Origin of the sequence: Shewanella sp. 10N.286.52.C2 (assembly GCF_002874545.1) — a bacterium.
Taxonomy (GTDB): Bacteria; Pseudomonadota; Gammaproteobacteria; order Enterobacterales; family Shewanellaceae; genus Shewanella.
Genome location: NZ_MCTV01000010.1, coordinates 33,578 through 58,366, shown reverse-complemented (window position 1 = coordinate 58,366; position 24,789 = coordinate 33,578). Strand labels below are relative to the sequence as shown.

19 protein-coding genes are annotated in these 24,789 nt (G+C 42.7%); 11 read left to right on the top strand and 8 right to left on the bottom strand.

Annotated elements, in window-relative coordinates:
• Positions 1-36: 36 nt before the first annotated feature.
• Positions 37-1,416 carry an FAD-binding oxidoreductase gene (locus tag BCU94_RS04985; RefSeq protein WP_102475791.1) on the bottom strand — a complete coding sequence of 460 codons (1,380 nt, stop codon included), beginning with the start codon at positions 1,414-1,416 and terminating at the stop codon, positions 37-39.
• A gap of 22 nt (positions 1,417-1,438) precedes the next feature.
• Entirely contained in the window at positions 1,439-4,927 is a 3,489-nt protein-coding gene (locus BCU94_RS04980) for an indolepyruvate ferredoxin oxidoreductase family protein (RefSeq protein ID WP_102475790.1), read from the bottom strand.
• A gap of 219 nt (positions 4,928-5,146) precedes the next feature.
• Here BCU94_RS04980 and BCU94_RS04975 point away from each other — a divergent pair, with 219 nt between their 5' ends.
• The 3 genes from BCU94_RS04975 (at position 5,147) to BCU94_RS04965 (ending at position 8,852) form a co-directional block, all read left to right on the top strand.
• Positions 5,147-5,542, top strand: a complete 396-nt coding sequence (locus BCU94_RS04975; protein WP_102440300.1) for an MAPEG family protein — start codon at positions 5,147-5,149, stop codon at positions 5,540-5,542.
• 177 nt (positions 5,543-5,719) lie between these two features.
• Positions 5,720-8,068, top strand: a complete 2,349-nt coding sequence (locus BCU94_RS04970; RefSeq protein WP_102440299.1) for a YgiQ family radical SAM protein — start codon at positions 5,720-5,722, stop codon at positions 8,066-8,068.
• A 229-nt stretch (positions 8,069-8,297) separates the two neighbouring features.
• Positions 8,298-8,852, top strand: a complete 555-nt coding sequence (locus BCU94_RS04965) for a hypothetical protein (RefSeq protein WP_241904958.1) — start codon at positions 8,298-8,300, stop codon at positions 8,850-8,852.
• Between the two features lie 148 nt (positions 8,853-9,000).
• Here BCU94_RS04965 and BCU94_RS04960 read toward each other — a convergent pair whose 3' ends face one another.
• From BCU94_RS04960 to BCU94_RS04950, 3 genes are all read right to left on the bottom strand, one after another.
• Positions 9,001-9,573: a lipid-binding SYLF domain-containing protein gene (locus BCU94_RS04960; RefSeq protein WP_102475788.1), complete on the bottom strand. Its 573-nt coding sequence runs from the start codon at positions 9,571-9,573 to the stop codon at positions 9,001-9,003.
• Between the two features lie 263 nt (positions 9,574-9,836).
• The gene (locus tag BCU94_RS04955; protein ID WP_133126568.1) at positions 9,837-10,682 is read right to left on the bottom strand and encodes a hypothetical protein; all 846 of its coding nucleotides are present in this window, start codon (positions 10,680-10,682) and stop codon (positions 9,837-9,839) included.
• A 114-nt stretch (positions 10,683-10,796) separates the two neighbouring features.
• Complete coding sequence (locus BCU94_RS04950) at positions 10,797-11,213, bottom strand: nitrous oxide-stimulated promoter family protein (RefSeq protein ID WP_102440295.1); 417 nt, start codon at positions 11,211-11,213, stop codon at positions 10,797-10,799.
• Positions 11,214-11,528: 315 nt separating this feature from the next.
• Here BCU94_RS04950 and BCU94_RS04945 point away from each other — a divergent pair, with 315 nt between their 5' ends.
• The 7 genes from BCU94_RS04945 to BCU94_RS04910 all read left to right on the top strand — a co-directional run bounded on the left by BCU94_RS04945 (position 11,529) and on the right by BCU94_RS04910 (position 17,270).
• Positions 11,529-12,329 carry a hypothetical protein gene (locus BCU94_RS04945; protein ID WP_102475786.1) on the top strand — a complete coding sequence of 267 codons (801 nt, stop codon included), beginning with the start codon at positions 11,529-11,531 and terminating at the stop codon, positions 12,327-12,329.
• A 225-nt stretch (positions 12,330-12,554) separates the two neighbouring features.
• Entirely contained in the window at positions 12,555-12,896 is a 342-nt protein-coding gene (locus BCU94_RS04940; protein WP_102475785.1) for a hypothetical protein, read from the top strand.
• Positions 12,897-12,962: 66 nt separating this feature from the next.
• On the top strand, positions 12,963-14,474 hold the full coding sequence (locus tag BCU94_RS04935; RefSeq protein WP_102440082.1) for a protein adenylyltransferase SelO: 1,512 nt from the start codon (positions 12,963-12,965) through the stop codon (positions 14,472-14,474).
• A 47-nt stretch (positions 14,475-14,521) separates the two neighbouring features.
• The gene (locus BCU94_RS04930) at positions 14,522-14,845 is read left to right on the top strand and encodes a DUF3630 family protein (RefSeq protein WP_102440081.1); all 324 of its coding nucleotides are present in this window, start codon (positions 14,522-14,524) and stop codon (positions 14,843-14,845) included.
• Positions 14,838-15,950, top strand: a complete 1,113-nt coding sequence (locus BCU94_RS04925; protein ID WP_102440080.1) for a serine/threonine protein kinase — start codon at positions 14,838-14,840, stop codon at positions 15,948-15,950. Before BCU94_RS04930 ends, BCU94_RS04925 begins: the two co-directional genes overlap by 8 nt.
• 150 nt (positions 15,951-16,100) lie before the next feature.
• Positions 16,101-16,715, top strand: a complete 615-nt coding sequence (locus tag BCU94_RS04920; RefSeq protein ID WP_102440079.1) for a thiol:disulfide interchange protein DsbA/DsbL — start codon at positions 16,101-16,103, stop codon at positions 16,713-16,715.
• Between the two features lie 342 nt (positions 16,716-17,057).
• Positions 17,058-17,270, top strand: a complete 213-nt coding sequence (locus BCU94_RS04910) for a DUF1107 domain-containing protein (RefSeq protein WP_102440077.1) — start codon at positions 17,058-17,060, stop codon at positions 17,268-17,270.
• Here the strand turns inward: BCU94_RS04910 and zapB are convergent.
• The gene (gene zapB, locus BCU94_RS04905; RefSeq protein WP_055026159.1) at positions 17,267-17,467 is read right to left on the bottom strand and encodes a cell division protein ZapB; all 201 of its coding nucleotides are present in this window, start codon (positions 17,465-17,467) and stop codon (positions 17,267-17,269) included. The two genes, BCU94_RS04910 and zapB, sit on opposite strands and share 4 nt — an antisense overlap.
• Before the next feature lie 359 nt (positions 17,468-17,826).
• Between zapB and BCU94_RS04900 the strand changes: the two genes are divergently transcribed.
• Entirely contained in the window at positions 17,827-18,918 is a 1,092-nt protein-coding gene (locus tag BCU94_RS04900; protein WP_102440076.1) for a branched-chain amino acid aminotransferase, read from the top strand.
• A 104-nt stretch (positions 18,919-19,022) separates the two neighbouring features.
• Here BCU94_RS04900 and BCU94_RS04895 read toward each other — a convergent pair whose 3' ends face one another.
• A complete protein-coding gene (locus BCU94_RS04895) occupies positions 19,023-23,477 on the bottom strand; it encodes an EAL domain-containing protein (protein ID WP_241904957.1) in 4,455 nt (1,484 codons plus the stop codon).
• Positions 23,478-23,857: 380 nt separating this feature from the next.
• A complete protein-coding gene (locus BCU94_RS04890) occupies positions 23,858-24,784 on the bottom strand; it encodes an acyltransferase (protein ID WP_102440074.1) in 927 nt (308 codons plus the stop codon).
• Positions 24,785-24,789 lie beyond the last annotated feature (5 nt).

Genomic DNA, 24,789 nt, shown 5'->3' with positions numbered 1-24,789 from the left:
CTGAATGGCTTGCTACGCTGACATTTATTACCACCTCTAAGGGAAAACCTTGCCGCGGTTGAGTAGGTTTTTAGGGTCAAAAGCGAGCTTCAAGCGTTTCATTAAGGCTATTTCGTTGTCAGAGCGGGAGCAATGTAAGTATTTAAGCTTATCTAAACCAATGCCATGCTCAGCAGAAATCGAGCCAGCGTAAGGTTTTAGCTGCTGATAAACAATGCTTTGCACTTGATGCTTAGTCTGCTCATCATAGCTACCAACACAAATGCCTAAATGTAAATTACCATCACCTAAGTGACCAAATACAATGAATTTTGCATGGGGCCACTGCGTCATAATTTGGCTTTCAACTTGCTGAATATATTGCTCCATGTTGGCAATAGGCAGGCTAATATCAAAGGCAAACAGTGGGTTTAACTCGCTGATGACAGTGTCAATATCATCCCTCATGGCCCATAACTGTTCACGCTGACTTTCTGACTTAGCAATTGCGGCGTCCACTAAAATATCTTGCTCTAACGCAGCCATTAGCGCTTCTTCAAATTGCACGGCGTCGCGCTCGGCGTTATGGCCTGTGGCTTCAATTAACACGTAATATGGATAGCCACTGTCGATAACCGTATTGTGCTTGTCTGAGTCGGTCATTAATTGATAAAAATTGCCCCACATCACTTCAAATGCCGATAGCTGACCATTTAAGTGACTGTTGAGTAATTTCAGTAGCTTGGCAACAGCATCAAACTGGGTTGCGGCGACAATGGCAGTATTGCGACTGCTGGGCAAAGGGTGCAGGCGTAACACGGCTTTAGTGACGATACCTAAGGTGCCTTCGGTGCCGATAAATAGCTGTTTAAGATCATAACCGGCGTTATTTTTTAGCATACTGTTTAATGACGAAATAACCGTGCCATCCACTAAAACCGCTTCTAAGCCCAAGACTTGTTCACGCATCATGCCATATTTAAGCACGCTATTACCGCCAGCATTGGTGGCTATATTACCGCCAATAGTGGCGCTGCCTCTGGCGCCTAAATCCAGAGCAAATAACCAATCTTCTGTGGCGGCTTTTTCTTGCACTACTTGTAGCGGCACGCCCGCTTGCACTGTCATAGTGCCCGCTTGATTATCGATGGACTCAATCTGAGTCATGCGCTCTAACGAAATCGCAATATCGTCAGCTGTTGCATAGGTACCATTGACCAATCCGGTTAACCCGCCCCAAGGGATGGTGGTTTGATCCTGCTGGTGGCAAAGGCTCATTACCTTAGATAGCTCTTCGGTTGAAGCAGGGCGAACTATGGCCAGTGCTTGGCATTGTCCTTTGCCATAAGAGTAAGCAGGCCTGTTGGCAACGTCATCCCCAAGGATAATGCCTTTATCACCTACGATAGCGGTTATCTTTTTTATAATATCTATCATATTCACTCTCTGTAGCTATGTATTAGCTAACTTCTTTAAATTGAATGGCTGATTTATCTGGGCCATGGGTAAATTGATGTAATAGCTTTCCTTTGGTCATGAGTGTGGCGCTAATATTGTTTTCTTTAATATGGCCAAAGCCTTTAATCATTTGCGGTAGCTGAGCGATTTCAATGGCGAGTGGTAAATTATCATGATTCAGGTTTTCGATGATATGCTTTATATCTGCTTGATAATCTTTAATTAACTGCCTTTCCATCTTTCTTTCATTGGTATAGCTAAACATATCTAGTTTAGAGCCGCGCAAAAACTTAAATTTAGCCAACACTTTAAACACCGTTAAGATCCATGGGCCAAATTCACGCTTAATCGGTAAACCAGTATCTGGGTGTTTTTTGCTAAACAAAGGCGGTGCGAGAGAGAATTTAACCTTAAAGTCGCCGTCAAAATCGTTATGTAAATTTTGCATTAGCGTCGCTGAGCTGTGCAGACGCGCCACTTCATATTCGTCTTTGTAGCTCATTAATTTACTCAGATTAGTGGCTACCGCTAAGGTTAAGCGGTCAGAATTTTCAGCCACAGCTTTTTCTGCTTGGCTGACTTGTTCAATAAACTCACGGTATTGCTTGGCATAGGCATTACTTTGATAATGACTGAGATGCTCAGCCCCATCTTCAATGGCGCTAAAGGCGGTGGTCGCAATATTTTGCTGGCTGTCAATGGTCAGTAATTGCGAGAAAAATTCAGGATTAAAACACAATAATCGGCCTAAATTTAACGCGTTGAGATTAAAGTCAACACTCACACCATTAAGGCGTAAGGCGTGTTCAACTGAGGCAACTGAAAGCGGTAACGCCCCTTTTTGCAGGGCAAAGCCCACCACAAATAAATTAGCGCCTATGGTATCTCCCATGAGTTTTTTGGCGATGTTAGAAGCATCGATAAAATCGACATTATCGCGGCCTAATAATTGGGTTAACGATTGTTGCTCTTTAAACTCAGTGGGGATCGCTTGTGGGTTTAATTGAAATATTGCTGGTGGCGCAATGGCAGCATTACCAATTAGGCGAGTATGTTGATCATTAATGATTTTAATGATGTGCGGATCTAGGGTCGCCAGTAAATCGAATGCTAAAATTAAATCGGCGCTGCCAGTATCAATTTTAGGGCTAAATAATCGCTCAGGTGAGTTGGCAAATTTAAGATGGCTGTAAACCGCGCCATTTTTTTGCGACAAGCCGGTCATGTCGTAAATTGAGCAGGCTTTATTATCAATATGAGCTGCCATGCCTAATATCGCCCCGACAGTGATCACCCCTGAACCGCCAATCCCTGCAATCATGACATTGTAGTTATCATCAATGTTACACGCGGTAGGCGCGGGAATCGTGGCAAACACATCTGCTGAAATCGCGGTGGCAGCGGCCTTTTTCGGGGTGCCACCAATGACGGTAACAAACGAAGGACAAAAGCCTTTATTACAGCTGTAATCTTTATTACAACTGGATTGATCTATTTGACGCTTGATGCCTTTCGAGGTCACTTTAGGTTGCAAGCTCACGCAGGTTGACTGAACTGAGCAATCGCCGCAGCCTTCACACACGTCAGCATTAATGTATAAGCGTTTAGTTGGATCAGCAATTAAGCCACGTTTACGGCGGCGACGCTTTTCTGCTGCACAAGTTTGCTCGTAAATTAATACGGTGCAACCTGCTATTTTGCTGAGCATGGTTTGCACCATGTCTAAGCGGTCACGATGATAAATCTCAACGTTTTTGGCGATGTCTGGGTTATTGGCGTATGCCTGTGGCGAGTCAGTGACAATCACGCATTTACTAATGCCTTCATAGGTCACTTGTTGGCTAATTTCAGCGACGGAGATTGGCCCATCCACTGGCTGGCCGCCAGTCATGGCAACCGCATCGTTATATAAAATTTTATAGGTGATATTGACCTTGGCCGCGATGGCTCCGCGGATTGCCATTAAGCCAGAGTGATAATAGGTGCCATCGCCTAGGTTTTGAAACACGTGGTTGGTGTTAGTGTATTTGGCTAAGCCCACCCACTGCATGCCTTCACCGCCCATATGGCAAGGGATCATGGTGTCTTTGCGATAAAATGCTGCCATGGCGTGACAGCCAATACCAGCCATAGCGATACTGTTTTCAGGTACTTTTGTGGAGGTGTTATGGGGGCAACCAGAGCAAAAGTAAGGGGTTCTAGGTAAGCTGGTGGCGCAACTTTTAGGGTCAAGCTTTGAGCGTAAACGCACAATTGCGGCGTCAACCTTGGGGTGAGTTTGAGCATTAATGCGCAGGCGCTCAGCGATGATAAAGGCCAGTGTGAGTGGCTCTAACTGCACATCGGCACTGACGAGCGCGAGGCCATTTTCATCCTGTTTACCAATAACCCGTGTGGCACCTTGTTTGCCAAACAGGATTGATTTTATTTGCTCTTCAATAAAGGCGCGCTTTTCTTCAATAACCAGTAATTCAGGTTGCTGCTGGGCAAAGTCGGTTAATTTGCTGGGCTCGATGGGCCAGATACAACCTAATTTGAATACCGATAACCCCAGTGTTTGCGCAAGATCATTGTCGATCTCTAATAATGCCAGGGCCGACATTACATCGTTATAGGCTTTACCGGCAGTGACAATACCCAGACTTCTTTGTGAGGCGTTGTCATTTTTGGCTACGCGAACCTGATCAAGATTATTGGCTTTAATAAAGCGATGCACCAAGGGCAAGCGGTGAGTAATGACATTGGTTTCATTGGTTTGCGGCGGGATAAAGCCACTGGTTTTGAGATTGATGCTGTCTGTGGGGGTGTCATCTCGACTAGGACGTTTGATATCTATATTGTCGAGATTAATATCAATGGTAGCGGTTTGTTCCACTGATTCATTCACACATTTAAAGCCTACCCATAAGCCGCTATAACGAGACAGCGCCCAACCTAAAATACCATAATCGATAAATTCGCTGACATCGGCAGGGTAAAGTGAGGGAATAAGATTTGCCGCTAACGCTTGTTCACTTTGATGTGAAATAGTCGATGATTTACCAGGATGGTCATCACCGTAAACCACCAACACGCCGCCATGTTCATGAGTGCCAGCATAGTTTGCATGTTTAAATGGATCGCCACTTCTATCAACACCGGGCCCTTTGCCATACCACATGGCAAATACGCCATCGACATTAGGCTCGGGTATGGTGTCGAGTAACTGGGTGCCCCAAATCGCCGTTGCAGCTAGGTCTTCATTGACCCCAGGTTGGAAGGTGATGTTATGTTGATCTAAACGCTTTTTGGCTTTCCAGATATAACTATCTAATGCCCCTAGTGGCGAGCCTCGATAACCTGAAATATAACCCGCGGTATTCAAGCCTTGGTTTTTGTCTAATTGCGCTTGAATTAGCGGTAATCGAACTAAAGCTTGGTTGCCGTTTATAAAGATACGACCAGATGTATTGTTATATTTATCTTCTAAAGTGATGTCACTATGTTTCATCTGCTCTGTTCCTTCGAGTCATATTTGGTGTTATCAATCGATTTTTAGGTTAGAACATGTGAGTTATGATGACTGCAATATAGGTGACATTTGTTAAATAAATTCAAAATTAGGCTTTTGTAAGCCTTGCCGCTGTGATGATAAAAATCGCTTTTTTCATTAAACAAAGCTGATATTTAGCATATAGTGAAGCCTTAACAGCATTTAAAAGGAGTTCAAATGATCGCCAGTGTATCGGGGTTATATATCGCTTTAACGGCCATAATGGCCATTTATTTTAGTTTACGAGTGGTAAAGCTTAGAAAAGGGCTGAAGATTGGTATTGGCAATGAGGGTAATCAAGAGTTAATTATTGCAGATCGCGTGCACGCTAACCTTGTGGAGAACGCGCCATTTGCGCTGCTATTAATCTTGGTGGCTGAAGTGAATGGGCTTTCAGCACCGTTTTTACATTTGTTTGGCAGTTTGTGGTTATTCGCGCGGTTGTTACATGCCATTGGCTTAACGCAGGGCAAAGGCGGTTATCATTTTGGCCGCTTTTGGGGAGTATTAATCACCTGGATAATTATTGTCAGCTTAGCCGTGGTTAATATCGGTTTATTTTTAGGCTTATGACTGAGTACTTGATAAGGTGGGAGTTTTACTATTCCCACTGTATTTATAAGGTTTTTTATTTTTAGTCATCAATAAAAAAATTTCACATCTGCTGCTTTTTTAGTCACACTTACTCATCGCCAACTGGTATACTCCGCGACCGTTTATCGACGTATCCATCAATTTTAGGTTACACACATGCAAGTTGAATCCACGTTATTTAATTATCCAAAGTTCTGGGCAGAGTGTTACGGCACAGCTCCCTTTCTTCCTATGTCTCGCAAAGAGATGGATCAACTTGGATGGGATAGCTGCGATATTATTATCGTCAGTGGCGATGCTTATGTGGACCACCCAAGTTTCGGCATGGCGGTTATTGGCCGTATGCTTGAAGCACAAGGGTTTCGAGTCGGTATTATTTGTCAGCCAGACTGGTCAAATAAAAATGACTTTATGAAGCTAGGTCGTCCGAACCTGTTTTTCGGTGTAACCGCCGGCAACATGGACTCGATGATCAACCGCTATACCGCAGATCGTCGCATTCGCAGTGATGATGCCTACACCCCAAACGATGAAGGCGGTAAACGCCCAGATCGCGCGGTAACCGTTTATACCCAGCGTTGTAAAGAAGCCTTCAAAGAAGTGCCCGTGGTGATCGGTGGTATCGAGGCCAGTTTACGCCGTATCGCTCATTATGATTACTGGTCTGATAAAGTGCGCCGCAGTGTGATATTTGATGCTAAAGCCGATATCTTAATTTACGGTAATGCCGAGCGCCCGCTGGTGGAAGTGGCACATCGCATCGCTAATGGCGAAAAAATGGCTGATTTGCACGATATTCGTGGCACCGCAGTTATTCGTCATGAACCTTTGCCCGGCTGGAAAGGCATGGATTCGCGCAAATTAGATCAACTACACAAGATTGATCCTATCCCCAATCCTTATGGTGCTGATGATGTCGGCTGTGAAAAATTATCCGGCCCAACCGATAAAAAGATTTTTGATAATGATGCCCCTAAAGCCATCAGCGTGCAGCCGCCAAGACCTAAGCCGTGGGAAAAAACCTATGTGCTACTGCCAGCTTATGAAAAAGTGGCTGACGATAAATTCTTGTATGCCCATGCTTCACGTATTTTGCATCAAGAGCAAAACCCGGGTTGTGCCCGCGCGTTATTTCAAGCTCAAGGAAATCGCTCTGTGTGGGTTAACCCGCCAGCGTGGCCATTAAATACTGATGAAATGGATGCGGTGTTTGATTTGCCGTATCAGCGCGTACCGCACCCAAGTTATGGTAAAGCGGTGATCCCTGCTTACGACATGATTAAAACCTCGATTAATATCATGCGAGGTTGTTTTGGTGGCTGTTCGTTCTGCTCGATTACCGAGCATGAAGGGCGCATTATTCAAAGTCGCTCGCAAGAATCTATCATCAAAGAAATTAAAGATATTCAAGACAAAGTGCCGGGCTTTACTGGGGTTATTTCAGATTTAGGTGGCCCAACCGCTAACATGTATCGCCTCGGCTGTACTAGCGTCAAAGCAGAAACCACTTGTCGACGTTTATCCTGCGTATATCCCTCAATTTGTGGCCATTTAGGTACCGATCATAAACACACCATTGATTTATATCGCGCCGCCCGTGACGTGCCGGGGATTAAAAAGGTTCTGATTGCATCAGGTGTGCGTTATGACTTAGCCACAGAAGATCCTCGCTACATTAAAGAGCTGGCTAAGCATCATGTGGGCGGCTATTTAAAAATCGCCCCAGAGCACACTGAAGATGGTCCACTAAGCAAAATGATGAAGCCGGGAATGGGCAGTTATCATAAGTTTAAAGAGCTATTTGATCATTACTCTAAAGAAGCGGGTAAGAAGCAGTATCTTATTCCTTACTTCATCTCAGCACATCCGGGGACCACCGATGAAGATATGCTGAATCTAGCCCTGTGGCTTAAATCAGAGAAGTTTAAGCTTGATCAAGTGCAAAATTTTTATCCATCGCCAATGGCCAATGCCACCACCATTTACCACACTGAGCTTAACTCATTGAAGAATGTGAAGCACACCAGTGAACAAGTGACCGTGCCTAAGAAAGGCCGTCAGCGCCGCTTACACAAAGCGCTGCTGCGCTATCATGATCCTGCAGGCTGGCCACTTATTCGTGAAGCCTTAGCTGCCATGGGTAAAGAGCATTTAATTGGTAATGGGGTGCAACATATTGTGCCACCAGAATCACGTAATGAGCGCCAAGGTTTTGGGGCTAAAAACCGTGGTGGCAAAAATGATGGTAGTAAGACGGCTTTCACCCGTTTTTCTGGTAATCAGTTTGCGGATAGAGACAGCGGTAAAAAACCGACCAAAGCCAACAAAGCCAAAGCGGCTGGCGAAAAGCAAGAAGGCGGCAAGTCATCTTCAGCTAAAAAACCAGCTAATGCCAATAGCGCTAACAAAGGCAAAGCTAAAACAGGCTGGTCACAGAAGAAGCAGCCATTTAGCAATAAGGCGAATGCAAAAAATAAATCTTCAAATAGTAAGGGCGCTAGATAAGCCGCTGAGCTAATTTGAAATTGTTAACTAGAAAACCGCCAATAGGCGGTTTTTTTATTTCAGGTTAAATTAAACAATCACTGTTAGTCTGCAAGCCTAGTTCATTTGCTTTAGGGTATCGCCCATGGTTTAAATGAATGATTAAAAACTAAAATAAATACCCCAAGGAATAATAATGAAAAAAATATTGGCCACTGCTGTATTGAGTTGTCTGATCCCCGCTACTGCTATGGCACATGGCAGTCATGATCATGATGAACCTACCACTTACGCTAGTGTACAAGACAGTTACTTTGATGCGCTTGCTGTGCATTGTGGTAAAGCGTATGCGGGTGAGGTGACTGCGGGCAACGAAGCTGATTCAGCTTTTAGCAATAAAGCATTAATCATGCACGTACGTGAATGCAGCGATACTGAGCTTAAAATTCCTTTTCATGTGGGTGACGATCACTCTCGTACTTGGGTTATCACCAAAACCACTTCAGGCTTGCGCTTAAAGCATGATCACCGTCATGAAGATGGCACTGAAGACAAAGTCACCATGTACGGTGGCGACACTGCTGACATGGGCACTGCAACTGAGCAATCATTTCCTGTCGATGCTGAATCAATTGCTAACTTTAATGAAAATGGCTTAACAGCGTCAGTGACTAACGTGTGGCATATGTACATTGAGCCAACAGTCTTCACTTATCGTTTAACCCGCGAAAATCGTGATTTTAGAGTGGATTTTGATTTAACCAAGCCAGTGGCGCTGCCGCCAACGCCTTGGGGTCATGAGTAAGTATCGCTGAAGCCATACATTGCTTACAGTGGCAAGTACTTGAAGTGCAATAAATCAGGCTGCCAAGGTAGCCTGATTTATTGATCATGATTAATTGAAAGGGCAGTGATTTAAAGTCTATGTAAATTTAGTTTTTTGTAAGTCATGGCTATTTAGCATCAAAACTAAATGATTGGCCTGCGATAGCCGCCTCATACATCAATCCGCCTTTCGCGGCAGTGAAAACCGCCATGCCATTCATATAAGCAGCATTAGCTGTTGTACGGTTGCCTGCATTGCCAGCCCCTGCTGAGTTACCTGTTGAGCCCACTTGTGCATTGGCGCCAACAGTAATGGCCACTGCAGATGCCTGGGCGCTAAACTCAAAGGTACCACTGGTAAAGTCGTTATAGGCTTCAGCATCTTTAAAGAAAATAATTTCGCTATAAGCTTGTCCACCTAATTGGAAGCCAATAGAAAGTTGTGACACGCTTGAATCACCACTATAAACACCACCTTTATATACCTTGCCTGAGCCGTAGGCCGCACCGATACCAAAGCCGCCTTTACCCACTGTTGGGTAAATGGCATAGCCGTAGGCACTATCAAAAAAACCTTGTACTTCGGGGGCCTTTTTAAAATCGGCAATGGCTTCGGCGTATTTGTCAGCGTGAGCTGAGCTGGAAAATGTCAGTCCGATAAGCACGAATGTGACCGCTAGCAATGACAATATATTTTTCATAAAAACTCCTGTGATAAGCAAACTTTAGTGATGATAGCTTTAGCATAGCAAACCCAAGCTGAACAAAGCTGTAATAAAAACGCCTAATATTGCTACTAGGTGCTTAAAACTAACATGAGTTCAGTTGGTGCTGAGTATTTAAATGAGTGGTGTTGTTATTTAAATCTAGCAGTGAGTAAATAACTCACTTAATATCCTCTTTAATTGAGCTTGTTTGTACAGGTGTTGGCTCAGGCTGTGGCCTTTATCTGGCGAAGTTAATTTCACTTAGTTTTTGGGACTGACTTGTTCTCTAAGCCCTGATCTGAGGCTTTGTCATCACTGATAACACTTCTTAAATAATCAAGTTCTTCATTATCCAGTAGCAGCTTGGCACTATGATGCTGGGGTGTTTTATTGACCTTGATACGTAAAAATACCAGTCGGGTCACTTGGTGTAGTCCGTATATGGCAAACCCATAAATGGTCGCTAATAGACATAATCTGACGATGCCAACAGCATAGCTAGAAATAGTGTCACCAAAATAGAAGGGTAATAACACCAATACCAATCGTAAAACCCAATTAAGTAAAATGCCGCCAGTAAGCAGTAATAACCACCTAAATCTAACATTTTTTAAGCTTTGATGTTTGTCGACTCTATGACGACTTAACGCGCTAATGATAAGGAAAAAATAGATCCCGCTTTGAATTAAAATAATGGCAGGCATGACTAGGGCTATTTTATTAATGGTGACTAATTCACTGATGTTGTTGACTTGAATATGGGATGCATCGGGAACCATACCAATATTGAACGATACAGTGACAACAATAACCGCCATGGAAATTAGCGTAGTAAGTATATGTTTGACGAAATTGAGGTCAGAGGTTTTAATTTGTAAACACGCTTTGCAATAGCTGTACAGTAAGGGCATCAGTAAGAAGTAAAATGGCACCATTAACGTCATCATAAAATGAATTTGAATTGGGGCATTTTCGCGGGTGATACTGGCTGAAAAAAAGAATAGCGAGATCAGAATAAATAAGGCGCCCAGTAAGCGATTACTATGGCTGGTGCTGCTGTCGTTATTAGCAAAAATATAGCGGACGTAAAAACCTACTCCCAAGCAATGTATGCCAGCGAGTAATGATAGCCAAATATACGCCTGTGAAAAAAACTGATTAATTACGATGGCCAATCCCTTTGTTTATCGTTAAGTCATATCTTAAATCACGCTTTATTAAGCAGCATTATTATGTTTTTTCTGTTTTCTCATATGACGGTTTGACGCCGCTTCGGGCGGTTTGCCAGGTGCAGGCTTTCTTTCTGCGAGCAAATGCGTTATCGCCATAATAGGATGGGGAAGCAGCATTCTTGGGCCAGAGTAAATCATGATTTCACGCACTTTTTGTTTCATGTGCGGTTTGTAGCAATGCACAGGACATTTGTTGCATGTCGGCTTTTGTTGACCATAAGGACAGCGATCTAAGCGTGTTTCTGCGTATTCAAGCAATTCAATGCAATCTGGGCACAAGCCTTGGCTATTTTCCGTTTGTAACGCAATTTGATGATGAGCCCGGCAATAAATTTTTGCCATAGCATTCATTGTGTTGAATTCATATAACAGCTTGCCTGATAGGATCGCGCTTATTGTCATGTGTTAATACCATAGTAAATCACTCGGGTATGGCTAGTTTACCTAATCACAGTCTGTTTATTCAATTCAATGCTTAATAAGCTTGAACTAGAGCACATAAAAACAAAAGCTAAAAATAATGTCAGCTTATTGTGTTAACGAGCATAAAAGCGACATAAACACTTGATTTTTGTCCTAAGAATAGCTTATTAATATTAGTTCAGCTTGTTTAATTTTCAAGCAGAAAAATGAAGCTTCCTTCTTCGGATAGGCTAGGAATGGTAAACTCCAAAACTATTCAAATGCACACAGCATGACACAAATATGGTGTTATAAATGATTATTAAAATTATTGTCGTTGTTTTATTGGTTTGGCTGGGTATTTATCTTTATCGTCGAACCCAAACCGTTGCTAAGCAAGAGCTAGAGCAGAAAGAACCAACTCAGGCAGATCCGCAGCCAGAAGCTGAGATAACAGATATAGCCTCAGCCCCGTCTGAGATTGAGTCAGCACCGCAAGATAATACTGAACTTGAGACTGAATCAATAGCTCAAGAATTAGAACCAAGCCCTGTGCAAGATGAAGATACTGTAGTCACTGCCGTAGATGAAGTTGAAGCAACAGTTGAACAAATAGTCGAGACTGAGTCTTATGAGCTGCCAGAGCCAGAGCCAGAGCCAGAGCCAGAGCCAGAGCCAGAGCCAGAGCCAGAGAATAAACCTATTACAGCGGCTTTACCTGCAACAGGTGCATGGGCAAGTGATGCATTTACGGCTTTAGTTTGCCAATATGATGCAAGTGCTGAACTACAGGCCCAGCATCTGAGTTTACTCAGTATTATTAGTCACAGTTACAAGTTACGTAAACAAGCTGATTACTGCCAATACGGCGCAGGTTTGACCCAGCGTTATCAGTTAGCTTATCAACAGTATCGCCAGCAAAACGCCACTGCTGCAGATGATAAAGGCATAGGCTTTATGCAATTATCAACCATGCTCAATGATACTAAGCAATTTGATAAAGCCATTGAAGTCTGTCAGCAGGCCATTGATTATCAATTAACAGATGGAACTGTTACCGGTTTTGAAGGTCGAATTAAGCGTATCGAGAAAGCAAAATCTAAAGCGAGTAATTAAGTGAATTGAATAAGACTAGGTAATTGGCTTTAACCATGATTTAGGTTATTAGGTTTTACCATGATCTAGTACAATGGCACTATCGTATGGAAAAGCGGACTTAGGTTCGCTTTTTTATTGCCCTAAAAGTGTTGGAACTGAATGTAGCTACTGGAATCCTGTAGCTAAATATTGAGATTAAAAGTGCAACTTAGGGTGAAAATAAGCATGCTTAAAGAGGTTTAAATGATGAATCGTAAAATGCGTAATACGCTGTTTTTATTCATGGCTATCATGGGGCTAACCGGCTGTATTCGTACCCCAGAATGGACACTGTTTTATTATGCGGATGAAGCCAAAGCGCCGCAGCAACCCATCAACGCCAAATTTATAGCAGGTTATTACGATACGCTTGAACAATGCCAAGCTAAAGCCAAGGGCATGCTGAGATTAAGCGGCAAAAACAGCCATCCACTGGATGCTAACCAGCTAGAAAATGCCACCGCAATACCGGTTGCCATTGATAAAGGCTATCAATGCAAACAGTTATGCCAAGTCAATGATGACAATGTCATTATCTGTCAATAAAACCTTGCCAGTAGTGAGTTATTAGCCTTCGCCATCAGGCTATTGTAGACCCAAGGAACAGGTTAAATGCAGTTTAAACAGGATTATTTTGAACAACTGGAAGGCTTTTATTCGCAGGTCTATCCATTGCCTATCAGTCAACCCCATTGGCTGGCTTGGAGTGATGACGCCGCCAAATTAATTGGCGCGCAAAGAGGCCAACTTAACGCCCAAGGTGATGATGAATTACTGCTGCAACTGTCAGGTAATCACGCTATGCCTGGGGCAAGTTACTATGCGCAAGTTTACAGTGGCCATCAATTTGGTGGTTATAGCCCACGATTAGGGGACGGGCGCTCAATTATTCTCGGCGAAGCGCAGGCAAACCCTAATGCTACAAGTAAAACAGCTAATAACGCGTCAGCTTGGGATGTGGCCTTAAAAGGGGCTGGGCCAACACCTTATTCTCGCAGTGGTGATGGTCGGGCGGTTATGCGTTCCGCGGTAAGGGAGTTTTTAGCATCCGAGGCCTTGGCGGCATTATCGATTCCGACCACCCGAGCATTAGCGGTGATTGGCTCTGACTTACCGGTATGGCGTGAATCACAAGAAACTGCGGCGATTACAGTGCGTTTAGCCAAAAGCCATATTCGTTTTGGTCACTTTGAGTATTTTTGCCATAGCGACCAAGGTGGTAAAGATAAACTAATTCAGTTACTAAACTTCACCATTAAGCAGCATTACCCGCATTTAACTCAAGATTATCAAGGCTATAAAGCCTGGTTTACCCAAGTAGTAAAAGATACTGCTATTTTAATCGGCCACTGGCAAGCGGTAGGCTTTGCTCATGGGGTACTTAATACTGATAACATGTCGATTCTTGGTGACAGCTTTGATTTTGGCCCATTTGCCTTTTTAGATACTTTTAAAGAAGACTTTATTTGTAATCACTCCGATCCCCAGGGCCGTTATGCCTTTGGTCAGCAACCTGGCATTGGCCTGTGGAACCTGCAACGTTTAGCCCAAGCATTAACGCCCGTCATTGAGTCAGATGATTTAGTGGCTGTGCTGAATACTTATCAAGCTGAGTTAGTGCAGCAATATTTACTGCTCATGCGCGCTAAAATGGGCTTGAGTGTCAGTGAGCAAACCACGGCGCAAGCCCAAGAGCAAGATAAAACCGACTTAGATCTCATTGGCCGATTTTGCCATGTGTTACAGCATAATTTATTGGACTATACCAATACTTTCAGGGCGTTTGGTCAGTTAGACATAACCAGTGTCCACGCCAATATTAGTGATGAGATAATCGATAGACCCAAATTTGACGACTGGTATAAAAGTTATCAGCAGCGGGTTGGAAAGGTTGATGATATTGACCAATGGCAAGCACAGCGTAATAGTGTGAATCCCAAGTATATTTTACGCAACTACTTAGCCCAAGAAGCCATAGTTGCGGTGGAAGAAGGCGACAATAGTAAATTGTTAGAGCTGCATACTCTGTTAACTCAGCCCTATGCTGAGCAACCAGAATTAGACCATTATGCCAATAGACCACCCCAATGGGGACAAGGCTTAATCATGTCTTGTAGTAGCTAGTCAGTCATAGTAACAAGGTATTTAAGCAACTTATTTAAAGGAACATCATGTTATTGCGTTCGGTGCAATTAGATAAAGCCTCGCTGAGCATTTTAATTTCAGCAGAAATAGATTTTGAGCAGTTTGAAGCGTTTGCTGAGCCCTTAGCCTTGGCAATGGATTGTGATATTCGCGATCGCTTATGGGGCGCAGATAGGCACCAATGGCAGCTTAATTTTGAAGGCAGTCAGCTGTGGCTTAACTATGAGTTTTACGGCGATATTTGTTGGATATCAACGGAAGTAGAAGCCGATCTTGAAGTGCTAGAATATTTAATCACCTTGCTACAACCGCTGATCACTGCCAATGCGGTAAAGGATACACATGAATAATGACAATGCTGACAACGACTATCTAGATAATGACGAAGATATCGATAGTCAGGAAAAGTCGGGTAATGTAATAGAACCGGAATCACATCTTAACGATATCGCGCCAAAGGCTAGTGCTGACGAGGCTTGCTTTCATTATCAAGCCTTAACGCCTGATTTAATTCTCGATGCCATTGAGAGTGTTAACATCTATCCTGAAACGGGGTTGCTGGCGTTAAATAGTTACGAAAATCGGGTGTATCAATTTCGCTGCGATCGCGGTAATCGTTATGTGGTGAAGTTTTATCGCCCCCATCGCTGGAGTGATAATCAAATTCAAGAGGAGCATGATTACGCACTCGCGTTAGCTGCTGAAGATATCCCCATTGCAGTACCTGTGATTGTTGAGGGTAAAACCCTGCATGAATTTAAAGGTTATCGTTTTACTTTATTTCCCTCTATTGGTGGCCGCGCATTTGAGGTGGATAACCTTGATCAACTTGAAGCCGTTGGTCGCTTTATTGGCCGGATACATCAATATGCTAGTAAAGAGAGCTTTCAATATCGTGAGCCCTTAAGCTGCCAAATTTTAGGGGATGATGCGCTGCAATATTTACAGCAGTCAGGGCAAGTGCCTGAGGCCATTAGTCAGCAGTTTTTCACTGTCACGCAGCAAGTGTTGGCCAAGGCCAAGTCTGTATTGGCGCAGCATCAATTTCCGACATTACGGCTTCATGGTGATTTGCATCCAGGCAATATTTTATGGACCCCAGATGGCCCAGGTTTTGTTGACTTAGATGATGCTCGCCAAGGACCTGCGGTGCAAGATATTTGGATGATGCTCACTGGTGATAGAGCCCAACGGTTATTACAGCTAGATGTATTACTTGAAGGCTATGAGGAGTTTTGTGATTTTGACCACAAGCAACTTAAGCTGATTGAGCCGCTGCGGGCATTGAGAATGATCCATTACAATGCCTGGCTAACAAAACGCTGGCAAGATCCTGCTTTTCCAAGGAACTTTCCATGGTTTGGTGATATCAAATACTGGGAACAGCAAACATTAGCGTTTAAAGAGCAACTTTCAGCGCTGGATGAAGAGCCATTAAGCTTGATGAGTTTTTAATTGAGTAATTGGCAAACCATAACGTAGATTGTTACAAATGATCCTGATAAGGTCTTGAGCATAAGAGATAATCTACATTATTATAGATTTAGATAAATTAGCGTTAACTATGCTACGGCATAATTGAGATTGCATACTAAAGGAAACAAGATGAAAAAAGCATTATTAATGGCTGCAGCGTTACTATTAGCCCCAATGGCGGCAACCGCAGCAGACTATAAAGAAGGTGTGCACTACACTGTGATTAACGAAGGCCCAGCCACATCAAAGCCTGAAATTACTGAGTTTTTCTCATTCTTTTGCGGGCATTGTTACAACTTCTCAAAAACTGTAGTACCAAAAATTGAAGCGACCCTTCCAGAAGGTGTGGCTTTTAATCAGGCACACGTTGAGTTTATTGGCGCAGATATGGGCGTAGAAATGTCACGTGCTTTCGCTATTGCTCATCAGCTCAATGTTGAAAAGAAAGTTGAACCAGCTATTTTTGCTGCAATCCATGACAAAAAGCAACGCTTCACCAACTTAAATGATATCCGTATGGTGTTTATTGCTAACGGTGTTGACGGTAAAGATTTTGATGCAGCAGCTAAGTCTTTCATGGTGAATGCGCAAATGTCTAAAATGAAGCGTGATACTCAGAATGCAAAAATTTCTGGTGTGCCTTCGTTAGTGGTTAACGGTAAATACCGTGTTGAGACAGGTGCGATTAAGTCTTACGATGAGCTATTAGACATCGCTTATTACTTAGCGACAGCTGACAAGTAACATGAGGGTTTAACCTCCCACGTGACAAAAGGAGCCAATGGCTCCTTTTTTTGTATCTTTAATTTATTAGTGGCTGAAAAAGAGCAAAAAAAAACCGCATGTTTTAAAATTTGCATTTTAAAACAGTGCGGTGTTGAGCCAATTGGCTCGTTATTTACCCTGAGTAACGAAGTCACTTTACCAAGGTGTCAAAAAAATGGCAAGCGTCATTTTACTGGCTTGTTACGTTTTGTTTACATTGAGTTATTTTGAAGCGGAAAAAGATCGATTTTAATGAAACTCTTTTGCGGTTTTTTTGTCCAAATTTGAGTTGTAAAATGAAATATAGCCAAAGGAGTCTCCATGAGAAGGTTTCCGGTATATGCACCTAAACTCATCGTTAAACATGCGCGAATTTTTTTAACTGGGGTGATTTGGGTAAAAGACTTAGGGTGTTTAGAGTTTAGAAAGGGGCGTTTTTTAATGCCGAAAAAAAGCCTGCCAAAAGTAAAGCAGGCTGTTTCTGAGCTTAACCAAATGCTAGTAGCTCAGCATGTTGAAACTAACACAGTTTAGCTTTCGCTATTGAGTAAGCCGACAAGGCCATTCACTTTATCGTTCCAAGAGTTTAGGTCTTGTTGCAATTGCTGATTAGTCTCAGTCAATTGAGCATTCTTTTGCTTCTCTTCTTCAAGCTCCATTTTTAGTAGCTCTGCATTTTCAAGAGTTGCCTGGATTTTGGCTTCCAGTTGGGACAGTAATTCAAGGCTCATATCGGGAGTCCTAATAGTTTCTGGATGGAATGCTGATTCTAGCAGTGACTGGGGTTTAAGGAATAGCCAAATTCGTTAAGTGGTTAAAAAAAGAACGACTTTGGCTACTATTTTGTAAGCTTTATCCATCTGTCAGTGTGAGTGGCTTGTTTTAAGCTAAAAACCGCCACATCCTGTGCTTTTTCAGTGAAATGATAAAACTTTATTTGTTGCGGTTTACCATGCTTTAACGGCTAATTTTATGGTTTTAATTATTGTGAACTTCGATTGACGCTTAATTTTGCTCCACTTTATCCATTTGCTTGACATTACATCTGATGATTCATAGTCTGCTAGCATTGTTTTTAAGGTGGTAGCAAATGGACATCAAATATAATTTAAAAGCGGCATCGTCGCGTCGTACTGAGCAGTTTAAACCAGAAGGCAATGTAGGCTTTGGTAATCTCAGAACCGATCATATGTTTTTAATGGATTATCGAGATGGCCAGTGGTGTGACCCTCGCATTGAGCCTTATGCGCCGTTTGAAATGGCCCCGGGCGCCATTGCGCTTCATTATGGTCAGTCCATCTTTGAAGGTGCTAAAGCGTTTAAGCATGACGATGGTGAAATCTACACCTTTAGACTGGATAAGAATGCCCAACGTTTAAATACCTCTGCAGATATCTTATGTATTCCTAACCTTGCTGAAGACATTCAACTGCAAGCCATTAATGCGCTTATTGATGTCGATAGGCTGTGGTTTCCAATGCAAGATGGCGCATGTTTATATATTCGGCCTTTTATTTTTGCTACCGAAGATCGTTTATCAGTGAGCCCAAGCTTGAACTTTACTTTCTGCGTGATCTTAAGCCCAAGTGGTGCTTATTACGCTGATGGGGTGAATAAAGCGATTCGATTACTGATCAGTAAAAAATTCCACCGCGCGGTATCAGGCGGCACGGGGGCATCAAAAGCGGCCGGTAATTACGCAGCATCGTTAAGAGCGGGGCAAGCCGCTGCTGAATATGGCGCTGCCCAAGTGTTATATCTTGATGCGAACAACAAGCAGATTGAGGAAGTGGGCGCAATGAACCACTTCCATATCCTCAAAGATGGCACTGTAATTATCCCGACGTTTACTGACACTATCTTAAAGTCCATTACCTCGCAATCTATGCTAGAAATTGGCCATTTATTGGGATGTGAAGTGCGCCAAGAAACCATTATGCTGGACAAATTTATCGCAGATATCGAAGCCGGTGAAATTGTTGAAGCGGGCGGATTTGGTACTGCAGCCGTGGTATCGCCAGTGGGCTCGTACATCTTTGAAGATGGCCGTATTGTTACAGTTGGTGATGGTGAAGTTGGCCCTTGCATCAAGCGTATTTATCAAATATTTACCCAACTGCAAAAAGGTGAGCTTGAAGGACCTGAAGGCTGGGTTAAGCGTGTTGAGCGTGTCGCGCCATAGCTAAACTGAATAAATTCAGACAATAAAAAAGGCTCATTTGAGCCTTTTTTATTGCTTGGAGTATAGGGTTTAGCTGTGTCGATTTTTATTGAATCGCTTTAATGCTATGCTAGTTTTTCCTGCTGGTTATCTAATCTTAGCCTTGCTAAACAGTCCTCAGCAGTCAGTGGTTTACTGAGTAAAAAGCCCTGCACTTGATCGCAGCCTTCATGCTTTAAGAAGTCAAATTGCGCCTCAGTTTCAACGCCTTCTGCCACGACATTGAGTTCAAGGCTGTGGGCCAGAGTAATAATGGCGCTGGTAATAGCGGCATCATCAGGATCATCAATAATATCGCGGACAAATTCTCTATCAACTTTCAAGGTATCGATAGGGAAGCGCTTTAAGTAACTTAAACTTGAGTAACCAGTACCAAAGTCATCAATGGCAATGGTAAGGCCTAGGGCTTTTAGCTGGGCTAATACTGTGACTGAGTCTTGCGGGTTACCCATGATCATCGACTCTGTCAGCTCTAACTCCAGAGCGCTGGCGGGTAACCCTGATACCGCAAGGGCCACTTCAATAGTGGAAATAATATCGGCTTTAAGTTGTCTTGCTGATAAGTTAACAGCCACAGAAATATGCTCAAAGCCTTGTTGATGCCATTCAGCTAATTGATTGCAGGCCTGATCAATGGCCCAATGGCCAATGCCGTTAATCATCCCGGTTTCTTCCGCTAACGGAATAAATTCCACTGGTGAGATAAATCCAAGGGTTTTACTTTCCCAGCGCAGTAGGGCTTCAACGCCAATAATCCGCTTGGTTTTAATGTCAAACTTGGGCTGATATACCAGATACATTTCATTATTTTGAATCGCCTGTTTAAGGCCTGCCTCAAGCTCTACATGACGGGTGGCATATTGGTTTAAATCTTCAGTGTAAAACTGGAAGTTATTACGCCCTAAAGATTTAGCATGGTACATGGCAGTATCTGCATATTTAATTAATGAGGTACTGTCGCTGGCATCATTAGGGTACAAACTAATGCCGATAGAAGGTGATACGGTAATATTTTTATCATCCAATAAGAACGGACTCTTAAAGGCGTTTAATACTTTTTCTGCCACAACAGCAGCAGATTTTATTTTGCTGAGCCCTTCAAGAATAATGGTAAATTCATCGCCACCGAGACGAGCAACAGTATCGCCATCGCGCACCGAGTTTTGCAATCGAATCGCCACCGCTTTTAATAATAAATCCCCCACATGATGACCCATGGAGTCATTAATGTGCTTAAAGCGGTCTAAATCCAAAAAGAATAACGCCACAATATCTTTAGAGCGATGGGCTTTGGTGATCGCCTGATTAAGCCTGTCTTGAAATAGGGTGCGGTTTGGCAAGCTGGTGAGCGGATCGAAATTGGCTAATATGCGTAAGTCTTCTTCGGCTTTTTTACGGGAGGTAATATCAGTAAATACCGCAACAAAGTGGCTCGTTTCACCTTTAGTATCGATGACCTGATTGATCTCCAGCCACGCCAAAATGCCTTTTTTATCTTTAGTACGAATATTAATTTCGCCAGCCCAATGCTTTTTCCTTAACAGTTGTAATTCCACATTATGATAAAAGGCGCGCGACTGTTTGCCGTAAGCTAAATATAGAAAGTGTTTGCCAGCAATGGCTTCAGATTCAAAACCGGTAATACGACTAAACGCAGGGTTTACCGTGCGGACTCGATAATCCAGTTCGCCTACCACTACGGCCTCGTTCATACTGTGTAGTACTTGGCTTGAGAGTTTTAATTCATTTTCAGTTGCTTTTCTGACGGTGATATCTTTATGGGTACCGGCCATGCGAACCGGTTTATCTTGCTGGTCCCATTCAACGACTTTGCCGCGATCCATTAGCCATATCCATTTACCTGGCTGCTTTTCTACGCGGTACTCAGCTTCAAAAAACTCAGCTTTTCCGGCTAAATGGTCATTGAGAAGTTGGGCTACCCTCGCTTTATCTTCTGGGTGGATATTGGTGATCAATGCATGATCGTCTTCAGCGAACGGTTGAGAGGTTAAAATATTGGTACGGTAGACTTTGTTGTCGCGGATATTCCAGTCCCACATACCATCGCCTGAGGCCCATAACGCCAGTTTAAGGCGCTCTTCTGAAGCGCGGATACTGATTTCAAACTCACGTTGTTTTTCACGCTTTAATTGCTTTAAAAAAAGGAAAAATGTCAGCAGCAACATGAGGGCGATACCATAAATGACGTACGCGCCTTTACTTAGGTAAAATGGCGGCACCACAGTAAATTTGATACTAAAAGGCGGCTCTGTGTAGGGGTTATCAGTGAGGGTCGAGCGCACTAACAGCTCAAACTTTTTCGGCGGCAAATTGCTAAAACTGATGTCATTTGATTGATTTAACTCAACCCAATCATCATTGTGACCGACTAATTTGTAACTCAGTTGCTGTAACCCAGGGTAATTAAAATTCAGTGTACTGACAGTAAAACCAATGGTTTTATCAGAGTAGGGCATTTGTAATGCTGGTGGCTGTTGCAAATTTAATAATGGAAAATGCTGCTCACCCAAATGATAACTGGTTAGGGCTATTCTAGTGTTAGGTCTTTTAGCTGGAACCAATAGTGGATTAAATTGATTTATGCCATTAACGCCGCCAAACCACAGCTGGCCATCAGTATCGTTAAATTTAACCCCGCCGTTAAACTCCGCAGCTTGCACTCCATCAAATGGGTTGAAGAACATATACTCTAAACTAGTCGATACTCTGGCGATACCAGAATTGGTACTAAGCCACAGGTTTTGAGCATCGTCTTCTAACATGGCATAAACCGTGTGCTGCTTTAACGGTTCACTTAAGGGCTCAAATTGCAGTTGGTTATTAGTGGTTTCGATAACTTTATCGACGCCGCTATGGGTTGCCATTAATAAGTCACCAGCGGCAGTGACAATAAAATCTCGAATACGATTATCACTGAGTGTGCTAGTGTCGGCTGCTTGGCGACTTTTGAGAATGAGTTCTTGAGTGTCAGGTTTTAGTCTGACTAAGCCTGCCATTGTGCCGAGCCACAGGCTGTTGTTATGGTAAGTAAGGGACAATATTGGGCGCTTACTGGGGACAAATTCAGTCTGAAAATCAAAATTGTATTGATGAATAACCTCTTCACCTGGCAATACAAAATATAAGCCGTAGTTACTAGCAATCCAAAGTCGGCCGCTATCATCTTGAGCAAATTTACGGATCAGCAGCGAGTCTGAAGCGCTATTATCAGCTAAAGGCACAAATGACAGCTGCTGATCTGGCGTTAATTGTGCCAGCCCGTGATTAGTACCAAACCACAGATTACCGTCTTGGGTTTGGGTGATGGCATGTACAGTTAACGGGTACTCTGCTTCATGTACATTAAGGGCCTGAGCAAATAGGTCGTTGTAGTAATAAAAACTACCTTGCTGCTCATCAAATAGTTTTAAGCCTGCGCTTTCAGTGCCAATCCATAAACGCTGCTGATCATCACGAAAAATCGCCCGGATCATATTGGCCATTTTAGGCTTGCTAGGATGGAGTTCGTAAATATGGTTAAAATACACTTGATTGAGGTTAAGCTTATTAATTCCTGAGTAGCGAGTGCCTAACCATAGGTTACCGTCTTCTGCGAGCATGATGCTTTGTAGATTGTCTTCGCTAATAGATTGGCGACTATTGGGATCGTATTTATGGATGCGGCTGCGCCATGTATCACCAATTAAATCCAATTGAATTAACCCAGCGTTTGCGCCAATGGCCCATATTTGTTTATCACCATTGATGACAAAGTCTTTTATTTGATTGTATTTTTTAGTTTGGTTATTGAACCAAATTGTGGTTTGTTCGCCGCTAATCAGATCGTAGCTGATCAGTCGATTGCTAATCGCTAACCACACTGCGCTTTTATCATGACTGGTTTTTATACTATTGACCCGCAGGTTGGGTGGGATATCTAAGCGGATAATGTTTTTGCTATCAATGGCGTAAGTGCCACTGGCTTGGGTGCCAACAAAAATATATTTGTCATCGATATTGGCGATACTGGTGATATGAGGATCGATAGCATTATTTAAGCTTATTTTTGCTATTTTATTGGTATGCAGTGATAGGGTGAATAAACCTGATTGAGTCCCTATCCACAAACTATTATCAATTAACGTGAGTTTAGTTAGCTTTAAGTCTGTTAACCCTTGGGCACTCCCAAAATGAGTAAACTCACCATTACTGAGGTTTAAACGGCTGAGTCCTTGGGAAAAGGTTGCCACCCATAAGTCACTATCAGATGATTGCAATATATCGGTAATGTAATTGCCGGCAATACTGGTGGGATTATTACTGTCGTTAACAAACACATCAAATTGAATGCCGTTATAACTGTGTAAGCCATCTTGAGTGCCAACCCATAACATGCCTGAGCTATCTTTGAACAGTTTAGTGACAGAGTTTTGATTTAAGTCGTTAGAGGCTTCAAATTGTTCAAACGCTAACAGGTGATTGTCATTAAGTGGGCTAATTGCATAGACGGAAGCTGACATTGAGGTGAAGAGCACCAAAATGCATAAGCATGTTTTCAAGGCTAAGGAAAAACGTAAATTCAATCTGCACCTGTAATAATTATAATGGGTAAAGAATGATGCCAAATTGCACATTGTTAATTAATATCTAATTTATAAACATGCTTACAACAGGGCGTACCGCTAGTTTATTTGTATATGTTGCCAGCGATTTAAAGTTTTTATTGTTGAATTATAACCATATTACGCGAGTAATATAGTTTTTTTCAAATTACATTTAAGTTTGCTGATTTTATGCTTGTTGAGAAACTGTTGTTGGCTTAACTGTTTTGATGAAGCTTGTTGGTTTAAAAACAAAAAACACGCAATTAAGCGTGTTTTTAGGCTGATTTTAAACAGTACTATTTGGGCGTAGATGTGTCATTAAGGTATTTTTTATAAATACCATCTAACTGCTGATCCTTCTCGAACCAAACTTGGTTTAACCAGCGCTGAAATTCAACTCGGGTTTCAGGATTAGAGAAATAATCTTCAGCATCCACTTTAGGTACTGGCATTTGCTCAATTCTGACCACAATTTTTTTAACACGCCCAGACATGACCTCATACAAAGCGCCTTTCTCTGTGTCAGCATCAGGATAAGCTAAGGTCATGTTAAGTAACCCAGTAAATTGCTCGCCCATTGCCGAAAGGGTAAAGGCAATGCCGCCAGCCTTTGGCCTTAACAAATGTTTATAAGGCGACTGTTGGCGCTTGTGTTTATCTGCAGTAAAACGGCTGCCTTCCACATAATTAATAATTGATGTTGGGAAATGCTTAAATTTTTCACATGCCTTGCGGGTGGTTTGTAAATCTTTACCCTTAAGTTTTGGATTCTTCTTGAGCTTAGCAGGGCTAGTTCGGTTCATGAACGGCATATCTAATGCCCAGCAGCCTAAACCCAGAAAGGGCACAAAGATTAGCTCTTTTTTAAGGAAAAACTTCAACATAGGAATATGGTTACGCAAGATATAGGTTTGCGCTGCAATATCAAAGCCACTGACATGGTTACTGATCAACAAATACCAGCCGCGTTCATCCAGGCCTTCAAGCCCCTCAATATCCCACTCTATTTTAGCAATGAGAAATAAAATACCGCCATTACAGCTTGCCCATGCCCACATAAAGCGGTTCATTAAGCGAGTAAGTGCGTTTCTTGCTGCAACTACAGGAACGACCAGCTTAATGACGCCACCAATACTAATGAGACCTGCCCATAGTGTGGTATTGATGATCAATAAACTGCTACTAATAAAAAAGATGACTGGACCTGGTAAAAAACCTAGCATGTAGC